This is a genomic window from Acinetobacter portensis, from assembly GCF_010646905.1.
Classification (GTDB): Bacteria; Pseudomonadota; Gammaproteobacteria; order Pseudomonadales; family Moraxellaceae; genus Acinetobacter; species Acinetobacter portensis.
Genome location: NZ_JAAARQ010000002.1, coordinates 1,916,400 through 1,939,627, shown reverse-complemented (window position 1 = coordinate 1,939,627; position 23,228 = coordinate 1,916,400). Strand labels below are relative to the sequence as shown.

Here is a 23,228-nt window from a genome sequence, read left to right as displayed (position 1 = left end):
AGTTAGATCACGGGTTAAACCCAATGCCTTACATTAATATTTAAAGCTTAAAAAACACTTAAATTACATATTCGTTTTATCGCAATATAGTAAATTTACTTATTTTTTAAACATAAACTATTATTAGAATGATTGATTTTTATAAAAATGCTGATAACTGAATGATCTTTTAATTATGAGATTTATCTAGTTTTAACCATTTTATAATTGGAATAATTGCAAACACTGCAATAATGCATATTAAACATAAATATGACTTATAGCCAAATACATCACCAAAAAAACCACTAAAACTATATAAGAGGCCACTCACCGTAGCCATAATTGCAACCTGAAAAGTAAAATCTGTTCCTGCATATTCTTTGCGGCTATATTGCATCACCAAGGTTAACATCACCACTAAAAGCATCGAAGACACCATATCTTCTACAGCATTTACGAGATAAATAATCCACGATGAAATGTGTGCTTTTGCTTCATACTGGTCAGCCAACCATGCATACGCAGCTAAGCTTAAAATTTTTAAAACTGAAAAAACTAGTAATGCTTTTGCTCGAGATATAAGTTTTAAGCTTAATCCCGCTAAACCCGCACCTAACAAGGCTGCACATACGCCAAGCATAGTGACATATATACCTATTTGCGAAAAACTTAACCCCATATCAACCATTAAAGGTTTGAGTAATGGACCCGATAATCCATCTGCAATTTTAAACGTGATTAGCACCATCAACCATGCAAAGAGTAATGGCGTATTGGTAAAATATGCGAGATAAGCTTTAATACCGCCCCAATCAAATTGAATTTTTTTATTTTGATTGAGCTTGCTTGTATGCAAAGGTTCTTTTGTGAATAAAATGGGAAGTGTATTCAGAGCGACCAATCCTGCTAATACTAGAAAAGTCATTTGCCAATTGAACCAATCTAAAGCCCACAGAATTGCTCCTCCACCCACAATAAAACCTAAGCGAGAACCGATCACTTGAAAGGTATTTCCCCAATGCTGTTGTTCATTTTTTAAGATATTTACAGCTAATCCATCGGTTGCGACATCTTGCGTTGCACCAATTAAATTCATACTCAGTAAAACAGCAAAGAACATGAATAAGTAAGCAGGTTGATTTAAAGATTCTATTGGGATAAACGAAAGTGTGATCAACACAAAAATAGTAAGTAACTGTGTTGGAATAATCCAAGATCTGTAATGACCTAATTTTTGATATCCAAATTTATCGACTAAGGGTGCCCAAAATATTTTGATTGACCATGGCAACATCAGCAGTCCAAAACCACCAATATGTGCAAGTGAAACACCTTGCGCTCTTAAAATAACGGGCAAAGCATGTGTCATAAAACCGACTGGTAAACCTTGCGCCCAATATAATGAAAACAAAATAAGATAGACATTACGTAAATTAGACATAAACTTCCTAAGCAGTTGATATTTTTATACTTATATGACATGCATTATTCTGCCAATGATCGATGGCATATTAAAGCTTAATATTTATATCAATGTTTAATTTCAATCTTTTGATAAAACAACATGAATAAATTTCCAAAACTGCCACCCTTAGTTCCTCATAGAAACTCGAGTATTTACACTCAAAGTTTTTTTAAACGTATTTTTCTCACACAAGGTTGGGAAATGCATGGGGAATTTCCCAATCTACCTAAAGCAGTTGCAATTATTTCGCCACATACATCAAATATAGATGCATGGCATGGCTTTTTAGCTTTACTTGGATTAGATATTAAAATTACCATTTTCGGTAAACATACCTTGTTTAAGACACCACTCAAACCAATTTTGCAATGGATTGGTGTTATTCCTGTTGTACGGAATTCACCGCAAGGTCATACGCAACAAATTGCAGATATTATTGCCTCAAAAGATGATATTTGGGTAGGCATGGCGCCTGAAGGTACACGCAAAGAAGCTGAAAAAATTCGTAGTGGTTTTTATCACATTGCGCATGTAGCTCAAATTCCTATTGTCATGTTTGCCTTTGATTATAAAAACAAAGTTATTCGAATTTTAGGTACATTTGAAACTACAGGCGATTATGAAAAAGATTTAAATAACATATTAAAAACTTATGAAGGCAACTTTTCACCTAAACATGAAAAATGGTTAGCAAAGCCGTTACAAAAGCATTGGAAAAAAGACTAGCAAAATAGTCTACTTTTTGGTGAGATGTGCTCATTATTTGTTTAATTTATTTTATGTTTAGTTTATGAAATTATTACATCTTCCTCTTCTCGCTATTCTTGGCCTGAGCCTATTTGGTTGTGACAAAGCGACCAAAACAACAACACAAACCACCTCAATTAAAGCACGTGAACCTGTCATTGCCATTGCACTGGGTGGCGGTGGTGCCAAAGGTTTTGCTCATATTGGCGTGATTAAAGTTTTAGAATCGCATGGTATTAAAGCCAAAATTGTGACAGGTACAAGCGCAGGCAGTTTTGTAGGAAGCTTATACGCCAGTGGCAAATCGCCATATCAATTGCAACAAATTGCCTTAAACTTTCAAGAATCTGATATCCGAGATTTAACACTAAACCGCCAAGGTTTTTTATTAGGTCAAAAGCTACAAGATTATGTAAATAAAAATGTGGCAAACAAGCCTATGGATAAATTTCCTATTCGGTTCGCTGCCGTTGCTACACGTTTAGATAACGGTAAAAAAGTTGAGTTTATTAAAGGTAATGCAGGTCAGGCAGTTCGCGCATCTTGCAGTATTCCAAACGTATTTGTTCCTGCAACCATTGGTGGCGTAGCATATGTCGATGGTGGATTAGTCAGCCCTATTCCTGTCAAAACTGCACGTGACATGGGTGCCGATATTGTAATTGCTGTTGATATTTCTGCACGTCCGGATGGCGGAAAAGCCACAAGCATGTTTGGTTTACTTGATCAGACCATTAATATTATGGGTCAACAAAGTATTAATGAAGAACTTAAACAAGCCAATATTGTGATTCAACCTAAAGTTGGACATATTGGAACATTAGACCTAAAAGCCAGCAACGAAACCATTTTAGCAGGCGAAAAAGCCACTCAACTTAAAATTACAGCCATTAATAAAGTCATTTCAGATTTCAAAAAATCTCCAGCTGCATTAAAACCTGCACCTAAAGCGAAGTTCTAAAATCAAGAAATTTGCTATATCCACATAGGGTTTCATCTGTTAAATTGATATATACGTTTTTCGTCTATATCAAACATTTCCTTATTCAGTACTAATACAAAGAGAAAATGTATGGAATTTATTTTGGAACCGTGGCATTGGTTTGTATTGGGTGTCGTTTTAATTCTTTCTGAATTATTACTTCCAGCATTTGCGGCACTTTGGTTTGGCGTTGGTGCCATCTTTGTGGGAATTTTATATTGGTTATTTCCATCTATGGGGCTAACGACTCAGCTCATTGTTTGGATTATCCTCTCTGTTCTATGCACCATCGCTTGGTTTAAATTCATCAAACCACTTTCTACAGATAAAACAAAAGCAGGCTTATCTCGTGAAGCGACCATTGGTCAAATTGGCATGGTCATTCAAAACAATTTAGAACACGACCAAATTAAAGTTCGCTTTCCTATGCCTGTTTTAGGGTCAGATGAATGGAACTGCCGCACACAATCTTATGTACAAGTGGGCGATCGCGTTCGTGTTATCGATATTTTGGGCAACGATTTAGTTGTGCAAGCACACACCACCAATTACGAAAATGAAAAAGTGAGTAAATAAAATGACTGCTGGTTCTATCATTGTTTTGGCATTTTTAGCCTTTGTCGCTATCACAATTTTTAAAGGCGTACGTATTGTTCCACAAGGTTATAAATGGATTGTTCAACGTTTAGGTAAATACCATACAACGCTTGGACCTGGTTTAAACTTTGTAATTCCTTATATTGATGAAGTTGCTTATAAAGTAACAACAAAAGACATCGTACTTGATATTCCATCACAAGAAGTAATTTCACGCGATAACGCTGTTTTATTAATGAATGCCGTTGCTTACATTAACTTAACAACGCCAGAAAAAGCAGTGTATGGTATTGAAAACTACACTTGGGCAATTCAAAACATGGTTCAAACTTCACTACGGTCAATTGTTGGTGAAATGGATTTGGACGATGCTTTGTCTTCACGCGACCATATTAAAGCAAAACTTAAAGCTGCTATTTCAGATGATATTGCAGACTGGGGTATTACGCTTAAAACTGTAGAAATTCAAGATATTAAACCATCTCACACTATGCAAACTGCCATGGAAGAACAAGCTGCTGCTGAACGTCAACGTCGTGCAACAGTTACTAAAGCAGATGGTGAAAAACAAGCGGCAATTCTTGAAGCAGATGGTCGTTTAGAAGCATCTCGTCGTGATGCAGAAGCACAAATTGTTTTAGCCGAATCTTCACAACGTGCGATTGAGCTAGTCACCTCTGCCGTAGGTGATAAAGAAATTCCAGTTGCCTACTTACTTGGTGAGCAATATGTTAAAGCAATGCAAGATATGGCTAAATCGAACAATGCTAAAACTGTCGTTTTACCTGCAGATATTATGCAAACCATTCGCGGTGTGATGGGACGCGGCTAATAAAATAATAGAAAAATCACAAAATATGGGTAGCAAATTTGCTACCCATATTTTTTTTACTTACGATAAAACAGCAATTATTAATAAATTATGTATAAAATGACTCTTTATTTTTGACTTTATATATGATTAGCAAACAAGTTTTAAGTGAACCTAATTAAAAGCCTGACAAAATTCACCTTAAAACAACGTTTCTATTTATCCTGACATGGACATAGTTATGAATTTGAATCCGACACTAATAACCTTTTTATTCTACATTGTCGCCATGATCTTCATTGGTTTAATGGCATACCGAGCTACCACTAACTTTTCGGACTACATTCTTGGTGGTCGTCGTTTAGGTAGTTTTGTTACAGCACTTTCTGCAGGTGCATCCGACATGAGTGGTTGGTTACTCATGGGTTTACCGGGCGCAATTTATTTATCTGGGCTTTCAGAATCTTGGATTGCCATTGGTTTAATTATTGGCGCATGGATAAACTGGTACTTAGTTGCAGGTCGCTTACGTGTACATACAGAAGTACAAAACAACGCCCTGACACTACCCGACTATTTTGCTAACCGCTTTAATGACAATAAGAAAATTTTACGTATTGCTTCTGCAGTTATCATTCTAATTTTCTTTGCAATTTACTGTGCTTCTGGCATGGTTGCAGGTGCACGTTTATTCGAAAGCATGTTTGATATGTCTTACAGTACAGCTTTATGGATTAGTGCTATTGCAACAATCAGTTATGTATTTATTGGTGGCTTCTTAGCAGTAAGTTGGACCGATACCATTCAAGCTGGATTAATGATTTTCGCTTTATTATTAACCCCAGTTGTTGCAATCCTAACTTTCTCCGATCTATCTCAAGTGACATTGGCACTTGAAGCAGCTCGCCCACAAGCCATGAATATTATGGGCGATTTAAGCTTTGTAGCGATTATCTCTCTACTTGCTTGGGGCTTAGGTTATTTTGGTCAACCACATATTCTCGTACGCTTTATGGCGGCAGATTCTGTTAAATCTATTCCAAATGCACGTCGTATTGGTATGGCATGGATGATTTTATGTTTAGGTGGCGCAGTCGCTGCTGGCTTCATTGGTATTGCTTATTTCCAACAACATCCTGAACTTGCTGCTGTTGTAAATGCAAATCCCGAAACTGTATTCATGGAACTCACTAAAATTTTATTTAACCCATGGATTGCAGGTATTGTTTTAGCCGCAATTTTAGCTGCTGTAATGAGTACTTTAAGTTGCCAATTACTTGTATGCTCTAGTACTTTAACTGAAGACTTTTACAAAACGTTTATTCGTAAAACAGCAACTCAAAAAGAGCTGGTTTGGATTGGTCGTCTTATGGTTCTTCTTATTGCAATTCTTGCAATTTGGTTGGCAGGCAACCCAGAATCTAAAGTACTCGGTCTTGTTGCTTATGCTTGGGCAGGTTTTGGTGCTGCATTTGGTCCACTGATCATCTTATCGTTATTCTGGAAACGAATGACATTAAATGGTGCTTTAGTGGGTATGATTCTAGGTGCTGTTATTGTTATTCTTTGGAAAAACTTCTTTGCTGATACAGGTCTTTACGAAATCGTTCCTGGCTTTATCTGTTCGTTCATTGCAATTATTGTGGTGAGTTTAATGGACAAAGAACCAAGCCAAGATATTCAAGATCGTTTTAACGAAGCAGATACACTTTACAATGATGCAATGAAATAATCACATACTGTTCTAAAGTTTTAAATGAGAACAATAGACATCAATAAAAAAAGCCAGTTTTCTAACTGGCTTTTTTTATTTCAAATCTAATAATGTTTCACTGTTCAGAACTACTTTCAATTATGCCTTTCAAGTAGTTTTTCTTCTGCTTTTTAAATCGTTTAGCAGGCCAAGTCATAATAAATCGTGCACCACCCAATGTTGGGCTTTCATCCACAGCTATGCTACCACCAAACCAGTATGCAATACGGCTTACAATAGAAAGCCCTAAACCATAACCACCAGATGCGCGAGTACGGCTATCATCTAAACGAGAAAATGCCTCAAAAACACGAGAACGATCTTCTTTTGGAATACCCGCACCATCATCTTCAACACAAATATAAGCTTCGCCTTGATAATTTATCCCACCACTAATCACAACCTTATGGTTGCAATAGCGAACAGCATTACCCACTAAATTTTGAACAACACGATGCAAATAACGATATTCAGCATCTACTACTAAATTTTCAGGAGGTACTTGTAATACAATTTCTTTTTGTGTTTTTAGTGCTTCTGTTTCAGTGACAACTTGTTCTAAAACTTCAAGTAATATTACTTTTTCAAAATCAAATGATGGTGTACCTTGCTCTAATTTAGCATAGGTCATAATTTCATCAATTAAGTTATTCAGCGCTTCAATATCTTTATCAATCATGTCGACTTGCTGAAGACGGCTATCGTAATCGTCATCTTCCGCTAGCATTTCCATACCAAAACGAATTCGCGCAACAGGTGTTCTTAACTCATGCGAAACTGCACGCATTAATTCACGCTGTGCTTCTATAAGACGCTGAATATGGTCTGACATACTGTTATAACTAGAAGCCAAACTTGCCATTTCATCTGAGCCTTCTACAGGTAAACGAAGGCTTAAATCCCCTGTTTTCATCCCATTTAAAGCTAAATTCACTTGGCTAATTTTACGCTGCATAGGCACCAATAAGCCGTATACGCCCAAACTTAGAACAAATAAACTGAGTAACGTAATTCCTGCAGCAAGTTGATAAGGCATCCAATTGAATAGTGGAATTGGACCTAAAACCAAAACTTGTGTATGTGAATTCGACATTGGAGAAACAATCGAAACATTGGTACCGCGTGTGCTTGCATTGTCTCTATACAAAACGATGCTGTGATCTAGACGTAAACGACTAATTTGATCGGAATCGAGTGGAAGTTTTTGAATACTTTCAATACTGACAGGATATGAAAATCTAGATTGAATTTTCTGTAAATATTCTTTTTCTTGCCCTGGGAAATAAACCAAATAATCCATAATGAAAATTGGCAAAGCTTTCATTTGCCGCTCATTAAAGTTATCTACCCGAATGTATACATAATGATTAGGATCTTCTTTTACACCCAAAATGACATAAGTAATGGTATTGCTTGCATCATAACGAACAACTGCTTTTTGCTCATCTATTCGTTTTTTTTCAGTCCGCGTTAAACTTACTTTCGTAGAATCGACATAATATATTGGCAATTCTAATAAATCAGATGCGTCTGAAATCCAATCTAACTTTTGTTGCTGATTGGGCTGCCTAGCAATACCTTCACTAATGATATATGAAATACCATCTGTCAGTGATTCTCTATATTCTTGCGCACGTTGGTAGTTAATGATCTGCACAAGTAGATAACCAAAAAGTGCAACCAAAACCACCAATATGACTAAACCGCCATATATGCGCAAAAATATACTGTGTTTAAACACGAGAATGTCCTGTTTTAGACCAAAGAACGATAACTAAAATTACAGACCATTTGTTTCTTTAACAAATAAATAACCTTTACTGCGTACAGTTTTAATACGCTTAGGATTCTCAGGATCATCACCAATTTTTGGACGAATACGCGAAATACGCACGTCAATTGAACGATCTTGACCATCGTATTCAATACCACGAAGACGCTCAAAAATATCTTCACGAGATAAAATGCGACCCGCATTTGAAGCAAGCAACCACAACAAGTCATATTCAGCACTTGTGAAATCTACTAATTCGCCATGTAAAGTCACTGAACGACCACCATTGTCGATAACTAAATCATCAAATTCGATACGTTGTGCAACTTCATCTTCTGGCGCTTTGTCTGTACGACGAAGCAATGCGCGAATACGAGCTAAAAGAACACGAGGCTGAACTGGTTTAGCAACATAGTCATCTGCACCCATTTCTAGACCAAGAACTTGATCCATATCTTCAGTACGTGCTGTAAGCATTAAAATAGGTTGATGGTAATGCGGACGAACTTCGCGACAAATAGTTAAGCCATCTGCGCCAGGTAACATAACATCTAGTACAACCATATCTGGTTGTTCTGCAATAATTCGACGAATGGCACGGTTGCCATCTGGTTCTACCCCAACTTCTAATCCATTACGAATTAAGTATTCTTGAGTCAAACGTGCAAGGCGCTCATCATCTTCAACAATTAAAATTTTAGGTAACTTTTCTTCTTGGCTCATTAGGTGCCCCTTTATTAGTCATTGCGTATTCTTTATAAATCCAAAGAGATACATCCAAATCTATAATTGCAATATACACACGTTTACATTGTAAACAAGATTCTGTTCACCAAACTGATACATCAAAGTAGCATTTTGTTATATTTTTTTACATGTTGAATTAATTAAAGTTTTCAAATTATCGTGATAATTCACCATTCAAATATAAATATAAAGTTACAATTAGTATTTTATTTGATCCATTTTGTTTTTTGTTCAAAAACTGTTTGCTTGTTCCAGACTTTTTCACTTATCCACAAGTTTATCTATAAGCACTTAATCGTAGCTTTGTTATGCTATCTCCTTGTGTAATAAGACTTCGATAAAAAATACAAAAAATGGGAATTTTTTTGTAAATAAAAACTGAGATTCTACGAAAAAAAAATTAGCGAAATGTCAATATTGATCTAACCTCTTTTTTCCCGTATCTTGTGTGTAAATCAATTTCAAACCACTAAGTCTTGTGTTTATCCCTCATACACTGTGGCCTAATATTCGCCCAGTTCAAATGGTCCATAAACATAAAAATAGATGACATATGGAGCTATGCTGACAATGAGCGTAATCACATCAACACCCGGCCAAATTCAGGTGATTAAACGCACCGGTGATGTTGCTGCTTTTGATGCAGAAAAAATTGCTGTTGCAATTGGTAAAGCATTTTTAGCAGTTGAAGGTCAACAGAGCACAGACTCTAGCCGAATTCATGATCGTATTTCTCAGCTTACAGAAATGGTATTAAATACTTTTACACGTCGTTTACCTTCTGGTGGCACAATTCATATTGAAGAAATTCAAGATCAAGTTGAACTTGCACTTATGCGTACTGGGGAACAAAAAGTTGCACGTTCTTATGTAATTTATCGTGAACAGCGTTCTGAAGCACGTAAGCAAATGAATGAGCATCATCATCCTACGCTACAAATTACAGGGACAAATGGTCAGCTTGCTCCTCTAGATTTAAGCCGTCTTCAAGCAACAATTGAAAAAGCGAGCGAAGGTTTAGAAGGTATTAATGTTCAAGCGATCATCGATGAAACAGTTAAAAACCTTTATAACGGTGTAAAAGCGACTGACATCTCTACAACAATGATGATGGCAACGCGTACTCGTATTGAACAAGAGCCTAACTACACGTATGTAACTGCACGTTTACTTCGTGACAATTTGGTTGCAACAGGTCTTGAGTTCTTGGGTCTTTCTACAGACACTTCAGAAGCAGATGCTTTAGAAACATTCTTGAAAAAAGGTGTTGAGCTAGAACTTCTTTCACCTGAATTATTAAATTTTGACCTTGCTAAATTGGCTGCTGCGATTCAACCAGAACGCTCTAACCAATTTACATATTTAGGTCTTCAAACTTTATTTGACCGTTACTTCATCCACTCAGATGACGTTCGTTTCGAATTACCGCAATTATTCTTCATGCGTGTTTCAATGGGCTTATCATTGAATGAAGCAAACCGTGAAGACAGCGCAATTGAGTTCTATAACTTACTATCTCGTTTTGACTATATGGCTTCTACGCCTACATTGTTCAACTCGGGTACTTTACGTCCACAGTTGTCTAGCTGCTACTTAACAACAATTTCAGATGACCTATATAACATTTATGGTTCTATGCGTGACAACGCCCTTCTTTCTAAATGGGCGGGTGGTTTAGGTAATGACTGGACGCCTGTTCGTGCATTGAACTCATATATCAAAGGCACAAACGGTAAATCTCAAGGTGTTGTTCCATTCCTTAAAGTTGCGAACGATACAGCCGTTGCGGTAAACCAAGGTGGTAAGCGTAAAGGTGCAGTTTGTGCATATTTGGAAACTTGGCACTTGGACATTGAAGAATTCCTAGAGCTTCGTAAGAACACCGGTGATGACCGTCGTCGTACACATGATATGAATACAGCGAACTGGGTTCCTGATTTATTCATGCAACGTGTATTTGAAGATGCTGAATGGACACTGTTCACACCATCTGAAACACCAGATTTGCATGATTTAACAGGCGCTGAATTTGCTGAACGTTATGCTTACTATGAAGGCATTGCGAAAGAAACAAATATGTTGCACAAGAAAATTCGTGCAAAAGACTTGTGGCGCAAAATGCTTTCTATGTTATTTGAAACAGGTCACCCGTGGATCACATTCAAAGACGTTTGTAACTTACGTTCACCACAACAACATGTGGGCGTAGTTCACTCATCTAACTTATGTACAGAAATCACATTAAACACAAACCAAGACGAAATTGCAGTTTGTAACTTAGGTTCGATTAACCTTGTACAACACGTTCAAGGTGGTGTTTTAGACCGTGAAAAACTTGCTCGCACAGTAAAAACTGCTGTTCGTATGCTCGACAACGTCATCGACATCAACTATTACGCAGTACCACAAGCACGTACTTCTAACATGAAGCATCGTCCTGTTGGTATGGGCATCATGGGCTTCCAAGATGCGTTATACGAAATGCAAATTGCTTACGGTTCAGATGCTGCTGTTGATTTTGCCGATGAATCGATGGAAGTTATTTCGTACTACGCAATTGCAACATCTAGCGACTTAGCTGTTGAACGTGGTGCTTACGAAACATTTAAAGGTTCATTGTGGGATCAAGGTATTTTACCAATTGACTCTTTAGATTTAGTTGCGAAATCACGCCCAGAACGCATGTTCGAAGTTGACCGTACAACTCGTTTGGATTGGGACACTTTACGTACCAAAGTTCAAAAAGATGGTATGCGTAACTCTAACGTGATGGCAATTGCGCCTACAGCGACAATTTCTAACATTTGTGGTGTTTCTCAGTCTATCGAACCTACTTTCCAGAACCTTTATGTGAAATCTAACCTTTCTGGTGAATTCACAGTGATCAACCCGTACCTAGTACGTGCGTTAAAAGATCGCGGTCTTTGGGATTCTGTAATGGTGAATGACCTGAAACATTTTGAAGGTTCTGTTCAAAAGATTTCTCGCATTCCTGACGAATTAAAAGCAATCTTCGCAACTGCGTTCGAAGTTGAGCCACGTTGGATTGTTGATGCTGCATCTCGTCGTCAAAAATGGATCGATCAAGCTCAGTCTCTTAACCTTTACATCTCTGGTGCAAATGGTAAGAAATTGGATATGACGTACAAAATGGCGTGGTTACGTGGTCTTAAGACAACTTATTACCTTCGTGCATTGGGTGCGACTTCTGCAGAGAAATCTACAATTAATACGGGTGCGTTGAATGCAGTTAAAAACACAACTGCCACTGCTGCTCCTGTTGTTGCAGCGCCTGTAGTAGAAGCAAAAAAACCTGAAGCTGTTGAAGAAGATGATTTTGCTCAAGCAGCACCAGTACCAATGGCATGTTCAATTGACAACCCAGATTGTGAGGCTTGTCAGTAAGCTGACAAAACCTCCCCTAGCCCCTCCTAAAAGGAGGGGGATTTCTCGAAGCAAATAGCAGAAAGAAAGTCCCTCTTTTTAAAAGAGGGATTTAGGGAGATTAAAAATACAAACAAAAGGAAATGCACATGGAACATATGACTCACAACTACATGTTAGGACTTGTTGTTCTGGTCATTTCCTTTCTTGTTTTGTTTTACATCCCACTTGGTTACATTTGGGTAAAAGCAAGAGAACAAAAGCGTAATCAAAATAAGTAGTGTGGAACTTTGATTTTTTCGAACAAGATTAAAACAAAGCTTGGTAAAACTTAATTTTGCTTACTCGAATTAAGCGTATAGTATGGACATCTCAACTTCGTAAGTTGGATGTCTTCATAAAAGATATAAAGCAACGAAGAGAGAATTTAATATGTCTATCCTAAGTTGGGACGATTTCGAAGATGATTCGCAAAAACCGGCTGCACCTGAACACAAGTCTGCGCCCGTCGAACCGCAAAAAACGACTGATTCGCAGATGGTATCTGATGCAAGCAACGAACCGTCGAGTGTGGCAGCTCCACAACCCGCTCGAACCAGTTCAAACAGAACAACAGATCCAACCGATCCGTTGGCAAGAGCATCTAACGCCTTAGAAACACTTGATGTTGCTCCAGGCTTAGAAGAGCTTGAAATGGGCGCTCAGCGTGTACAAGTTGACGACAAAGCAATGATTAACTGTCGTGCTGACTTGAACCAACTTGTGCCGTTCAAATACGAGTGGGCTTGGCAAAAATATCTAGACGGTTGTGCAAACCACTGGATGCCACAAGAAGTTAACATGAACCACGATATCGCGCTTTGGAAGTCTGAAAATGGCTTAACTGAAGACGAACGTACTATTGTTATGCGTTCTTTAGGTTTCTTCTCGACAGCCGATTCATTGGTTGCAAACAACTTAGTTCTTGCAATTTATCGTCATATTACGAACCCTGAATGCCGTCAATACATCTTGCGTCAAGCGTTTGAAGAAGCAATTCATACGCATGCTTACCAATACTGTATCGAATCTTTAGGTATGGATGAAGGCGAAGTCTTCAACATGTACCGTGAAGTACCATCAGTAGCACGTAAAGCAGCTTGGGGCTTGAAGTACACTCAATCTTTATGTGATCCTACTTTCCAAACAGGTACACCTGAAAACGACCAAATTTTGCTTCGCAACTTGATCGCGTTCTATTGTGTTCTTGAAGGTATTTTCTTCTATTGTGGTTTCAGCCAAATTTTGTCTATGGGTCGTCGCAATAAAATGAATGGTGTTGCTGAGCAATTCCAATACATTTTACGTGATGAGTCTATGCACTTGAACTTTGGTATCGATATGATTAACCAAATCAAGATTGAGAACCCTCACCTTTGGACTGCCGAGTTCCAAGAAGAAATCATTCAAATGATTCTTGAAGGTACGATGCTTGAAATCGAATATGCGCGTGACACTATGCCACGTGGTGTATTGGGTATGAATGCAGCGATGATGGAAGATTACTTGAAGTTCATCTGTAACCGTCGTTTAAGCCAATTGGGCTTGCCTGAACAGTTTGCTGGCGCAACGAATCCGTTCCAGTGGATGTCTGAGATGATGGACTTACGTAAAGAGAAGAACTTCTTTGAAACTCGCGTGACGGACTACCAAACTGGTGGCGCATTAAGCTGGTAATAGCTTTTTAGATCGTCAAGCGACACATAATAAGTTGTCATTCATAAAAAAACCACCAATATCTGGTGGTTTTTTTTAGTATTTGATAATAAATAATATTTTCAACTTAAATTTTGGCATGTACCCCATACTTATCAATCATATTGGTACTAGCTTCATTTAAGCCACGTACAGTCACATTGACACCATTCTTTTGAAATTTGCTTACTACGGAATCAAGCATAGCAACTGATGTAACATCCCAAATATGAGCATGTGTTAAATCAATAATCACTTCTTTAACATCTTCCTTAAAGTCAAAGCCCTGCATGAATTTTTCAGAAGAACTAAAGAAGATCTGACCATGTAAGTCATATAAGCGATGCATACCCTCTAAACTAGATTCCACACGAATATCATTCTCTAACTTGTTCGCCAGAAACAATGCCGACAATAGAACGCCTGTCAGTACCCCTAATGCTAAATTATGAGTCGCAACTACCACAATGACTGTAGCAACCATCACAACATTACTGGTTTTCGGGTTCTGTCTAAACTCGGCAAGAGAACGCCATTCGAATGTTCCTATTGAAACCATAATCATGACAGCTACTAGCGCAGCCATTGGAATGACTTTGAGCCAATCACTAATAAAGACCACTAAGATTAAGAGGAAAATGCCTGCTGAGAATGTTGATAGACGAGTGAGACCGCCCGACTTCACATTAATCATGGATTGACCAATCATGGCACAACCTGCCATTCCCCCCATGAAACCAGATGCAATATTCGCAATACCTTGTCCTTTGCATTCTTGGAATTTATCACTTGGGGTATCAGTCATTTCATCCACGATAGTTGCAGTCATTATGGATTCAAGTAGACCCACAGCCGCTAGTGCTACCGAATACGGCAAAATGATCATCAATGTTTCAATATTCAAAGGAATATTGGGAATCAAGAACATTGGAAGTGTGTCAGGTAAAGCTCCCATATCACCAACTGTTCTCACATCAATTCCGAGGGCGATTGCCAATAACGTAATCGCAATAATGCAAACAAGCGGAGACGGTAGTAATTTTCCTAATTTAGGGATCAAAGGAAATAAGTAAATAATACCTAGACCTAGTGCGACCAAAGCATAAACGTGCCAAGTCACATTAGTTAACTCGGGTAGCTGTGCCATAAAAATTAAGATAGCTAAGGCATTCACAAAGCCAATCACGACAGACTTAGAAACAAAGCGCATCAGCTTAGCCAGTTTCAAATAGCCTGCTAATATTTGAATGACACCAGTTAAAATTGTTGCAGCAAGTAAGTATTCAAGCCCATGCTCTTTGACCAAAGTGACCATAAGCAGTGCCATCGCACCTGTAGCTCCTGAAATCATTGCTGGACGACCACCAATGAATGAAATCACTACGGCAATACAGAACGAGGCGTACAAGCCAACTTTTGGGTCTACGCCTGCAATTATTGAAAATGCGATAGCTTCTGGAATGAGTGCAAGACCTACAACTAGCCCTGCAAGCACATCTCCACGGATGTTAGAGAACCATTGTTCTCGGACATTAGATAACATAAAAATAGCCTGATTTTTGGAATTTTAGATAGGCTAGTGACGTGACATATACGACACACAAGCGACTACACCACATCACTAGACAGTGATGAGTTATTTACTGATTTAAGAGGTAAATAAACTTAAGGTGGCGTAAGTGTCATAAAGAAGAGAACTAATTTTAGAGGGTTTTCATAGGCAATTATATCATTGAATAGCCAATAAGGAAAATTAGCTAAATTCTACTTAACATAATGGCTGTTATATGAAAGACAACTGTAAGTCCCAAATAGAAATGTCCGGTTTCTCCAAAGTAGAAATGTCCGCTTTTAGAATACTCAACTAGAGATTTTCTTAGCGGACGATTTAATATGTTGGTGTCTATGTCGGATAAAGAACTTAAACGATTGTCAGTCTTACAAGAAGTCTGTGATCGACGCATAACGCAATCTAAAGCTTCAGAGCTTTTACAACTCTCAGAACGCCAGATCCGGCGCTTAATTCAAGCCTATAAAGCTCACGGTCCCGCAGCATTGGCTCATGCCGGTCGTGGTCAATCGAGTAATTCTAAGCGATCAGAAGAACTAAGATTACACTGCCTGACTATCATTGCAGAACAACTCTATGGTTTCGGGCCGACCCTAGCACATGAAAAGCTTAGCACTGTACATGGGTTGGATATTTCAGTGGAAACGCTACGTTGCTGGATGATTGCAGCTGGCTTATGGATTCCACGCTCCAAACGCATGAAACGCCCATATCAACCCCGCTATAACCGTGATTGCTTGGGTGAACTCATTCAAATCGATGGCTCATATCATGACTGGTTTGAAGGAAGAGCCGCTAAATGCTGTTTACTGGTTTATATTGATGATGCGACCAGTAAATTACAGCACTTACGTTTCTGTGAAACAGAATCAACCTTTGATTATATGCTTTCGACACGCTGCTATATCGAACAACATGGCAAGCCTTTGGCTTTTTATAGTGATAAACATTCAGTATTTAGAGTGAATCAGAGCAGTAAACAAGAAACTAAAATAACGCAGTTTGGACGTGTGCTGAGTAGATTGAATATTGATATTATCTTTGCCAACTCCCCACAGGCCAAGGGTCGTGTAGAACGCGCCAATAGAACCCTTCAGGATCGTCTGATTAAAGAGATGCGCCTAGAAGGTATCAATAGCATTGCAGAGGCGAACGCCTGGTTGCCCTGCTTTATTGAGCAATTTAATCGTAAGTTTGCCAAAGTGGCATCGAATCCCAAAGACCTACATCGCTGCAGCACTGAAACCCCTCAGGAATTAGATAGTATTTTTACTTGGCGGGAACCACGTAAAGTCAGTAAAAGCCTCACCATTACCTACGATAAGTGCATTTATATTTTAGAAAATATTGAACAAAACCATACTTTGATGGGTAAATATATTGAGTTCTTAGAATATCCAGATGGTACGGTTGGCATTGAGTATCAAGCAAGAAAGATCAATTACAGCATCTTTGATAAATTAAGTCAGCTGAATCAGCGAGAAGTAGTTGAGAACAAGCGTTTAGGGTCTGTCTTAGCGCATATTCAACAACAGCATGAGGAATTAGAACAACAAAACAAACGTAATCGCTCTCAAAAAATGCCAAGCAGACGTGCACAGAAAACAGTAATTCAACAACGAAATATAAATCCTGCGCTTGACTTAGAAATGTCCTTATAGGACATTTCTATTTGGTTATTAGGTAGGACATTTCTACTTTGGAATAACAACAACAACCTTTGTTATAAGTCTTGAGTCTGAAAAGTTATGTATCGAAAAATGACACAGGTTGAGTCGTCTTACACTCATAATGATACTTCTTGAGTCCCAGTATGATGTCATTATGGTTCGTTAGAATAACTAAGATACTGATTTGATTATCCTGCTAATGACAAGCTATGTATCGTTTGACGAAAATCTTAAAACCCTCTTCGGAGTTTTTTTAATCTAAGAATATAAAAGGCTTATGCAAAAAATTAATTCGGAAAATATAAAAGAAATTCTAAAAATTATTTCATTTAAATCTAAAATTTATTATGAAAAATCAGATTATAAATTCTCCAAACTTCTTTACATTTGGGGTCTGATATTAATATTCATATCAATATGTGTTGCTCTATTTTATAAATATCAATCACCTATTGAAGAGCTAAGGCTTATTTTTAATATTTTATTTATCAGCGCATTATTTTCATTCGGATTTAGCCCAATTATCATGCTAATTAAAGAGAAAAAGATATTAAAAGAAATATTTCAAAATCCGCAAAAATCATTGATTGAACCGCTACAGGCTGAAACTGATGATTTAATACCAATTATTAATGAACTTTCCAGATATAAAGAACTAGAACTAGATTACGTAGTGGATAGAATTCAGATAAAACTTGAAAACACTGAAAAAAGGATTGGGCATTTAATTGGGCAGATTGATAAAGTCGGTTTGTTTCCAACAATATTAGCTATGCTAGTATTAGCTATAAAACCTGATTTCTTTGATGTTTCTAGTCAAAACTGGATAACCAATTCGGTTCTTATACTTATTGTCATAGTCATCCTTTTTAATTTTTTAGGAATGTATATGCATGATCAAACTGAGGAGTTAAAGCTAAAAGTAAAAATTTTACGTTTTAGCATTAAACTTAATCAGAAGAATATTGAATACTCAATAGACACTCAAAAACCTTTAAGCCATTCTATTATTTCACGTATTCATTACTATTTTAAAAAATAATTTTTATATATTTCGTGAATTCTTTTAATACTCAACAACTAAAATAATGAAGTAAAACTAAATAAGAATCCCGCTATTTAAGCGGGATTCTTATTTACATAACGACAAGGTATTTTACAATTGATTCATTCGCTTCAATTCTAAGAATAAACCTGAGTGATCTAAATCACCATCTCCAGCATTTACCATGTTTTCAAAAAGCTGATCTACCAATTGAGCTACAGGCAACTTCAACCCCAAACAATCTGCATGTGCAATTGCAGTATGCGTATCTTTCAATTGAGTTCGAGCTGCCCCACCTGGTACAAAGTTTTGGCTTAAAATTCTTTCACCATGTTGCTGAAGAATTGGGGAATCTGCAAAACCGCCAGATAAAGCCTCTCTCACTTTCCAAGGATCTGCACCACCTTGTTGAGCCAAAAGTAAACCTTCACTTACAGTTGCAATGGTACTTGCTACAATCATTTGATTCACAAGCTTTGCCAATTCCCCACACCCCGCATTTCCAACGAGAACAGGTCTGCCTAATGCTTTAAAAACAGATTCTGCTTGGGAAAACACATGTTCATCTCCCCCAACCATAATCGCTAAACTTGCATTAATTGCACCTTTTTCACCACCCGATACAGGCGCATCTAAATACTGCAAGCCAAGTTCATTGCATTTTTTCGCTTGTTCCTGAGCTGTTTCTACAGGAATAGAACTCATAACAATAACTGTACTATTGGGTTTCAGCTGGCTAGTCGCGCCTTTATCTTGAAACAAGACTTCGTCACAGGTTTTACCATCACTTAACATGCAAATTAAAAATGCTACATCTTGTCCAATCTGTTCTAGTTCAGCGCAAGGAGTTGCACCTGCTTCAACCAGTTTTTTAAGTTTAGATGGTGTTCTATTCCATACTTTAACTTGATGACCCGCTTTTAATAAATTGAGCACCATAGGTGAACCCATAATACCTGTGCCAACAAAGCCAATACTAGACATCCACCACTACTCCGTAACAGATTGATTGATTACAGCATTTTTTTCAGCACGGATACTTCTTGCTTTTAAGCGACCAAGTAAAATTAAACCTAAACCACCCATTGCTACAAAGCCAGCAATCACCATAAATGCAACGGTGTATGTTCCTGTACTTGTATATAAATAGCCCGTTAAATAAGGACCTGAAAAGCCACTTAAGTTACCCACCGAGTTAATAATCCCAATACCTGTTGCAGCCCCAATACCTGTTAGCGTTTGACCAGGAATAGTCCAGAAGATATTAATTGCGCTAAATACCCCAATTGCTAGGAAAATAAAGCCCACAATAATCGCCCATGGCTCATTTACAATAAGCGCAATTGCAATCGCACTAGCAGCCATAATTGCAGCAAATGCACCATGATGATAACGCTCTTGTTTTTTATCTGAACGACGACTCCACAAAATCATACCTACAGCAGCAAAAGCGTACGGAATAGCAGTCAGCAGTCCATTCTGCATTAGACTAATTTCCATACCAAATGTATTTCGGAATGATTCCAATACGCTTGGAAGGAAGAAGAACATTGCATTTGAACCCGATGTAATACCAAAATAAATTAATGCCATAATCCAAACCAATGGGTTTTTAAATACCTGTTTGATAATGGTACTTTTACTTACATTTACATCTTCAGATTTTAACTTTTCTTGTTCTTCACGTTCTAATGTTGTCATTAACCACTGACGTTGTTCAGCTGATAACCATGTTGCTTCTTTAGGTGTATTCGTTAAATATTTTAAGCAAATTAAGCCTAAAATAACGGATGGAATACCTTCTAAAATATACATTAAGCGCCAGCCTTCATAGCCAATGCTATCGCCCCATTGCATTAAACCGACTGAAACAGGAGCACCAATAATTTGAGCAATTGGTAGACCTAAGTAAAAACTTGCAAATACACGAGCACGGTAACGGGCTGGAAACCACAATGTAAGATAAAAAATCACACCTGGGAAAAAGCCTGCTTCAGCAATCCCAAGTAAAAATCTTAAAACAATGAATTGAGTTCCTGTCGTAATAAAACCCATAAATGCAGCAATAATGCCCCATGTAATCATGATACGGGCAATCCAAATTCGTGCACCAAACTTATGAAGTAATACATTACTTGGTACTTCAGCAATGAAATAACCGAGGAAGAAAATACCCGCGCCCAATCCAAAAATGGTTTGGGTAATTCCAAGTGCCTCATTCATATGCAAAGCTGCAAAACCAATATTCGTTCTATCTAAAAAAGCCATAATAAATAGAATGACTAAAAACGGAATAATACGTTTTGTCACGCGCTTTACGGTTTGCTCTTCCAAAGCAGAAATATGAGTATTATCCATAACTTAATCTCTCTTTAATCCATTTTTTGGCTATTATTCTTTAGTATCTTCAATATGTGCTTGGATAATATCTTCAAAGCTTTGATCTGCTTCAAATCCAAGTGAGTTTGCATATTCAGCTTCTACTTGTGTTGGCCAGCTTTGAACAATTCTTTGAATTGTTGCATCTTCTTCCCATTGCACTAAATTTACAGCTTCCTTACCTGCCACTTTTTCTAAGGCAGAAAGCATCTCTTTAACCGTAACGGTTAAACCAGGAAGTGGAATAATGCGTTCATTGCCTAATTTTTGCGGTGAAAGTGTTGCTGCCTTAATCATAGAATCAACACATTTTCTTGGAGATGTAATAAATACAGGCGTGTTTTCGGCAACAGGACAAACGGCTGTTTCACCTTTCAATGGCTCACGAATAATAGAACTGAAGAATGTTGATGCTGCTTTATTTGGTTTTCCAGGACGTACAACAATTGTTGGTAAGCGAAGTACTCGCCCATCAACAAAACCTTTTCGTGAATAATCTGCAACAAGCAATTCACCAATGGCTTTTTGCATACCGTATGAAGATTTTGGTGTGACAACCGTTTTGTCTGTAACAATTTCAGGTAAATCGCCACCAAATACAGCGCAACCACTTGCAAAAATGAATCTGGGTTGAGTATTTTGACTACGAATTACATCTAAAATATTCAATAAACCATATAGGTTCACATTCATACCCAAATCAAAATCAGCTTCAGCTGCCGAACTTACCACCGCAGCTAAATGCCAAACAACATCAACATTTTTTACGATTTCTTGTACAGTTTGCTTGTTGGTAATATCGCCTGTAACAACTTCTACTCTTGAATCTTGAGGAACGTCTTCACCCTGAAAAGCATCAAATAATATAATTTTTTCAACTTTTTTTGCTAATTCACCATCAAATGTAATGCTCCCTAATTCTAAAATTTTGCTTGCGATTTGTTTTCCAATAAAACCAGTACCGCCAGTAATTAGAATATTCATAGGTGCTCCTTTCCTTTATTTGTTTAGATTGACGAATCCAATTCGCTACCATCAAATTAAGCAGGACAACCAATAATTACCAATGAATTATTTGCGGATATTGATAACTTTTTAATATCATTTTTTTTAATTATCTTTAGATTTTGGGTCAGCTTATACTGTATATAATTCATTCATATAATTTTTATCATTCATTTAGCCTCTTCATTACTTTAAGAATAACGAAACGCTTATATTTTTAAATAAAAAAACAAAGGTCATCACCATAATTATTTAATAACCTGTAGTTATCAATAACTAAAATAATGCAATTGGTGTTTATTGATTTAGCGTCCTATCATATTTTCACAAATAACATGGATGATACATATGACACTTCTTTTAAACTCTGCAAATACACTACCTTCAGATGGAACTCAAGGTTGTCTCATTGGTCGAGCTTGGGTACCTCATGCAGAATATTCAGGTCCATCACCTGTTCTTTTAAAGAATAATCAAGTTTTTGATATTTCAAAAGAATTCAAAACTGTTTCTGAATTATTAGAAGTAGATCATCCTGTAGATGTATTGGCGAATCTTGAAGGTCAATACTTAGGTACTGTTGATGAACTTTTAGCAAATACCCATCAAAATCCAAATCCTGCACAAGCCTATTTTTTAGCACCTATCGATTTACAAGTAATTAAAGCTGCAGGCGTAACTTTTGCAGCAAGCATGTTAGAGCGTGTAATTGAGGAACAAGCAGCTGGTGATGCTTCTAAAGCACAGCACATTCGTGACGTTGTTCAAAGCGTCATTGGCGATAGCTTGAAAACAATTCAACCGGGTTCTGAAAAAGCATTACAGCTCAAAGAATATTTAATTGAACAAGGCATGTGGTCGCAATATCTAGAAGTAGGTATTGGTACAGATGCTGAAATCTTTACTAAAGCACCTGTATTGGCTGCTGTTGGTGCGGGTCAACAAATTGGTATTCACCCTAAATCTGAGTGGAATAACCCTGAACCTGAAGTGGTTTTAGTTGCAAACAGCCAAGGTAAAATTTTAGGTGCGACTTTAGGTAATGATGTGAATTTACGTGATTTTGAAGGTCGAAGCGCACTATTACTTAGTAAAGCAAAAGACAACAATGCTTCATGTGCAATTGGTCCATTTATCCGCCTATTTGATGAAACATTTAATTTAGATGACGTTCGTCATTGCGATGTTGAACTAGAAATTAAAGGTGTCGATGGCTTCACGCTAAATGGCTTAAGTTCTATGTCACAAATTAGCCGTGATCCTGAAGATTTAGTCAACCAAACACTCAATGAAAATCACCAATATCCAGATGGTTTTGTTCTATTTTTAGGGACTTTATTCGCGCCAACAAAAGATCGTGAAAAACAAGGTGCAGGCTTCACGCATAAAATTGGCGATGTTGTACACATTCAAACACCTAAACTTGGCTCACTTTACAATGAAGTGACTACAAGTGATCAGGCAAAACCTTGGAATTTTGGTTTTAATGCGCTGATTAACAATTTAAAAGCACGAAATTTACTGTAATTTTCCCATATTATTCTTAAGTTCAATAGTCCTCATGGCTATTGAACATTAAGATT

Annotated in this window: 17 protein-coding genes; 10 read left to right on the top strand and 7 right to left on the bottom strand. The window is 37.4% G+C overall.

Annotated features, from left to right (window positions below; translation table 11 throughout):
• Positions 1-169: 169 nt before the first annotated feature.
• A complete protein-coding gene (locus GTK57_RS09185; RefSeq protein ID WP_163122918.1) occupies positions 170-1,423 on the bottom strand; it encodes an MFS transporter in 1,254 nt (417 codons plus the stop codon).
• A 123-nt stretch (positions 1,424-1,546) separates the two neighbouring features.
• On the opposite strand from GTK57_RS09185, the gene GTK57_RS09180 reads away from it, so the two are divergent.
• The 5 genes from GTK57_RS09180 to putP all read left to right on the top strand — a co-directional run bounded on the left by GTK57_RS09180 (position 1,547) and on the right by putP (position 6,316).
• Entirely contained in the window at positions 1,547-2,173 is a 627-nt protein-coding gene (locus GTK57_RS09180) for a 1-acyl-sn-glycerol-3-phosphate acyltransferase (RefSeq protein WP_163122915.1), read from the top strand.
• 64 nt (positions 2,174-2,237) lie between these two features.
• The gene (locus GTK57_RS09175) at positions 2,238-3,155 is read left to right on the top strand and encodes a patatin-like phospholipase family protein (RefSeq protein ID WP_152875204.1); all 918 of its coding nucleotides are present in this window, start codon (positions 2,238-2,240) and stop codon (positions 3,153-3,155) included.
• Positions 3,156-3,266: 111 nt separating this feature from the next.
• Positions 3,267-3,752 carry an NfeD family protein gene (locus tag GTK57_RS09170; protein WP_152875202.1) on the top strand — a complete coding sequence of 162 codons (486 nt, stop codon included), beginning with the start codon at positions 3,267-3,269 and terminating at the stop codon, positions 3,750-3,752.
• 1 nt (position 3,753) lies between these two features.
• Positions 3,754-4,605, top strand: coding sequence for an SPFH domain-containing protein (locus tag GTK57_RS09165; protein WP_152875200.1), 852 nt, complete (start codon positions 3,754-3,756; stop codon positions 4,603-4,605).
• A gap of 220 nt (positions 4,606-4,825) precedes the next feature.
• The gene (gene putP / locus GTK57_RS09160) at positions 4,826-6,316 is read left to right on the top strand and encodes a sodium/proline symporter PutP (protein WP_171500285.1); all 1,491 of its coding nucleotides are present in this window, start codon (positions 4,826-4,828) and stop codon (positions 6,314-6,316) included.
• A 97-nt stretch (positions 6,317-6,413) separates the two neighbouring features.
• Here the strand turns inward: putP and bfmS are convergent, their stop codons facing one another.
• Complete coding sequence (bfmS, locus tag GTK57_RS09155; RefSeq protein WP_163122912.1) at positions 6,414-8,078, bottom strand: sensor histidine kinase BfmS; 1,665 nt, start codon at positions 8,076-8,078, stop codon at positions 6,414-6,416.
• A 39-nt stretch (positions 8,079-8,117) separates the two neighbouring features.
• A complete protein-coding gene (bfmR, locus tag GTK57_RS09150) occupies positions 8,118-8,834 on the bottom strand; it encodes a response regulator transcription factor BfmR (protein ID WP_152875196.1) in 717 nt (238 codons plus the stop codon).
• A gap of 594 nt (positions 8,835-9,428) precedes the next feature.
• Here bfmR and GTK57_RS09145 point away from each other — a divergent pair.
• Entirely contained in the window at positions 9,429-12,263 is a 2,835-nt protein-coding gene (locus tag GTK57_RS09145; protein WP_163122909.1) for a ribonucleoside-diphosphate reductase subunit alpha, read from the top strand.
• Between the two features lie 411 nt (positions 12,264-12,674).
• On the top strand, positions 12,675-13,958 hold the full coding sequence (locus GTK57_RS09140; protein WP_163122905.1) for a ribonucleotide-diphosphate reductase subunit beta: 1,284 nt from the start codon (positions 12,675-12,677) through the stop codon (positions 13,956-13,958).
• A gap of 106 nt (positions 13,959-14,064) precedes the next feature.
• Here the strand turns inward: GTK57_RS09140 and GTK57_RS09135 are convergent, their stop codons facing one another.
• Complete coding sequence (locus GTK57_RS09135; protein ID WP_163122902.1) at positions 14,065-15,519, bottom strand: SulP family inorganic anion transporter; 1,455 nt, start codon at positions 15,517-15,519, stop codon at positions 14,065-14,067.
• A 362-nt stretch (positions 15,520-15,881) separates the two neighbouring features.
• Between GTK57_RS09135 and GTK57_RS09130 the strand changes: the two genes are divergently transcribed.
• Both GTK57_RS09130 and GTK57_RS09125 read left to right on the top strand, forming a co-directional pair.
• Positions 15,882-17,207 carry an ISNCY family transposase gene (locus GTK57_RS09130; protein WP_171522146.1) on the top strand — a complete coding sequence of 442 codons (1,326 nt, stop codon included), beginning with the start codon at positions 15,882-15,884 and terminating at the stop codon, positions 17,205-17,207.
• A 286-nt stretch (positions 17,208-17,493) separates the two neighbouring features.
• On the top strand, positions 17,494-18,258 hold the full coding sequence (locus GTK57_RS09125; protein WP_152875190.1) for a hypothetical protein: 765 nt from the start codon (positions 17,494-17,496) through the stop codon (positions 18,256-18,258).
• Between the two features lie 114 nt (positions 18,259-18,372).
• On the opposite strand, the gene GTK57_RS09120 is transcribed toward GTK57_RS09125, so the two are convergent.
• The 3 genes from GTK57_RS09120 to denD are packed head-to-tail and all read right to left on the bottom strand — an operon-like array spanning position 18,373 to position 21,624.
• Complete coding sequence (locus tag GTK57_RS09120) at positions 18,373-19,245, bottom strand: NAD(P)-dependent oxidoreductase (RefSeq protein WP_163122899.1); 873 nt, start codon at positions 19,243-19,245, stop codon at positions 18,373-18,375.
• A 6-nt stretch (positions 19,246-19,251) separates the two neighbouring features.
• Positions 19,252-20,619 (bottom strand): MFS transporter, encoded by a 1,368-nt coding sequence (locus GTK57_RS09115; RefSeq protein ID WP_163122896.1) that lies wholly within the window; start codon positions 20,617-20,619, stop codon positions 19,252-19,254.
• Positions 20,620-20,652: 33 nt separating this feature from the next.
• Positions 20,653-21,624, bottom strand: coding sequence for a D-erythronate dehydrogenase (gene denD, locus GTK57_RS09110; RefSeq protein ID WP_163122893.1), 972 nt, complete (start codon positions 21,622-21,624; stop codon positions 20,653-20,655).
• A 369-nt stretch (positions 21,625-21,993) separates the two neighbouring features.
• Here denD and GTK57_RS09105 point away from each other — a divergent pair, with 369 nt between their 5' ends.
• Positions 21,994-23,172, top strand: coding sequence for a fumarylacetoacetate hydrolase family protein (locus GTK57_RS09105; protein ID WP_163122890.1), 1,179 nt, complete (start codon positions 21,994-21,996; stop codon positions 23,170-23,172).
• Positions 23,173-23,228 lie beyond the last annotated feature (56 nt).

Excerpts from the sequence above, each read along its gene's own strand:
- GTK57_RS09185 (WP_163122918.1), bottom strand. The coding sequence starts at position 1,423 with ATGTCTAATTTACGTAATGTCTATCTTATTTTGTTTTCATTATATTGG.
- GTK57_RS09180 (WP_163122915.1), top strand. The coding sequence starts at position 1,547 with ATGAATAAATTTCCAAAACTGCCACCCTTAGTTCCTCATAGAAACTCG.
- GTK57_RS09175 (WP_152875204.1), top strand. The coding sequence starts at position 2,238 with ATGAAATTATTACATCTTCCTCTTCTCGCTATTCTTGGCCTGAGCCTA.
- GTK57_RS09170 (WP_152875202.1), top strand. The coding sequence starts at position 3,267 with ATGGAATTTATTTTGGAACCGTGGCATTGGTTTGTATTGGGTGTCGTT.
- GTK57_RS09165 (WP_152875200.1), top strand. The coding sequence starts at position 3,754 with ATGACTGCTGGTTCTATCATTGTTTTGGCATTTTTAGCCTTTGTCGCT.
- putP (WP_171500285.1), top strand. The coding sequence starts at position 4,826 with ATGAATTTGAATCCGACACTAATAACCTTTTTATTCTACATTGTCGCC.
- bfmR (WP_152875196.1), bottom strand. The coding sequence starts at position 8,834 with ATGAGCCAAGAAGAAAAGTTACCTAAAATTTTAATTGTTGAAGATGAT.
- GTK57_RS09145 (WP_163122909.1), top strand. The coding sequence starts at position 9,429 with ATGAGCGTAATCACATCAACACCCGGCCAAATTCAGGTGATTAAACGC.
- GTK57_RS09140 (WP_163122905.1), top strand. The coding sequence starts at position 12,675 with ATGTCTATCCTAAGTTGGGACGATTTCGAAGATGATTCGCAAAAACCG.
- GTK57_RS09135 (WP_163122902.1), bottom strand. The coding sequence starts at position 15,519 with ATGTTATCTAATGTCCGAGAACAATGGTTCTCTAACATCCGTGGAGAT.
- GTK57_RS09130 (WP_171522146.1), top strand. The coding sequence starts at position 15,882 with ATGTCGGATAAAGAACTTAAACGATTGTCAGTCTTACAAGAAGTCTGT.
- GTK57_RS09125 (WP_152875190.1), top strand. The coding sequence starts at position 17,494 with ATGCAAAAAATTAATTCGGAAAATATAAAAGAAATTCTAAAAATTATT.
- GTK57_RS09120 (WP_163122899.1), bottom strand. The coding sequence starts at position 19,245 with ATGTCTAGTATTGGCTTTGTTGGCACAGGTATTATGGGTTCACCTATG.
- GTK57_RS09115 (WP_163122896.1), bottom strand. The coding sequence starts at position 20,619 with ATGGATAATACTCATATTTCTGCTTTGGAAGAGCAAACCGTAAAGCGC.
- denD (WP_163122893.1), bottom strand. The coding sequence starts at position 21,624 with ATGAATATTCTAATTACTGGCGGTACTGGTTTTATTGGAAAACAAATC.
- GTK57_RS09105 (WP_163122890.1), top strand. The coding sequence starts at position 21,994 with ATGACACTTCTTTTAAACTCTGCAAATACACTACCTTCAGATGGAACT.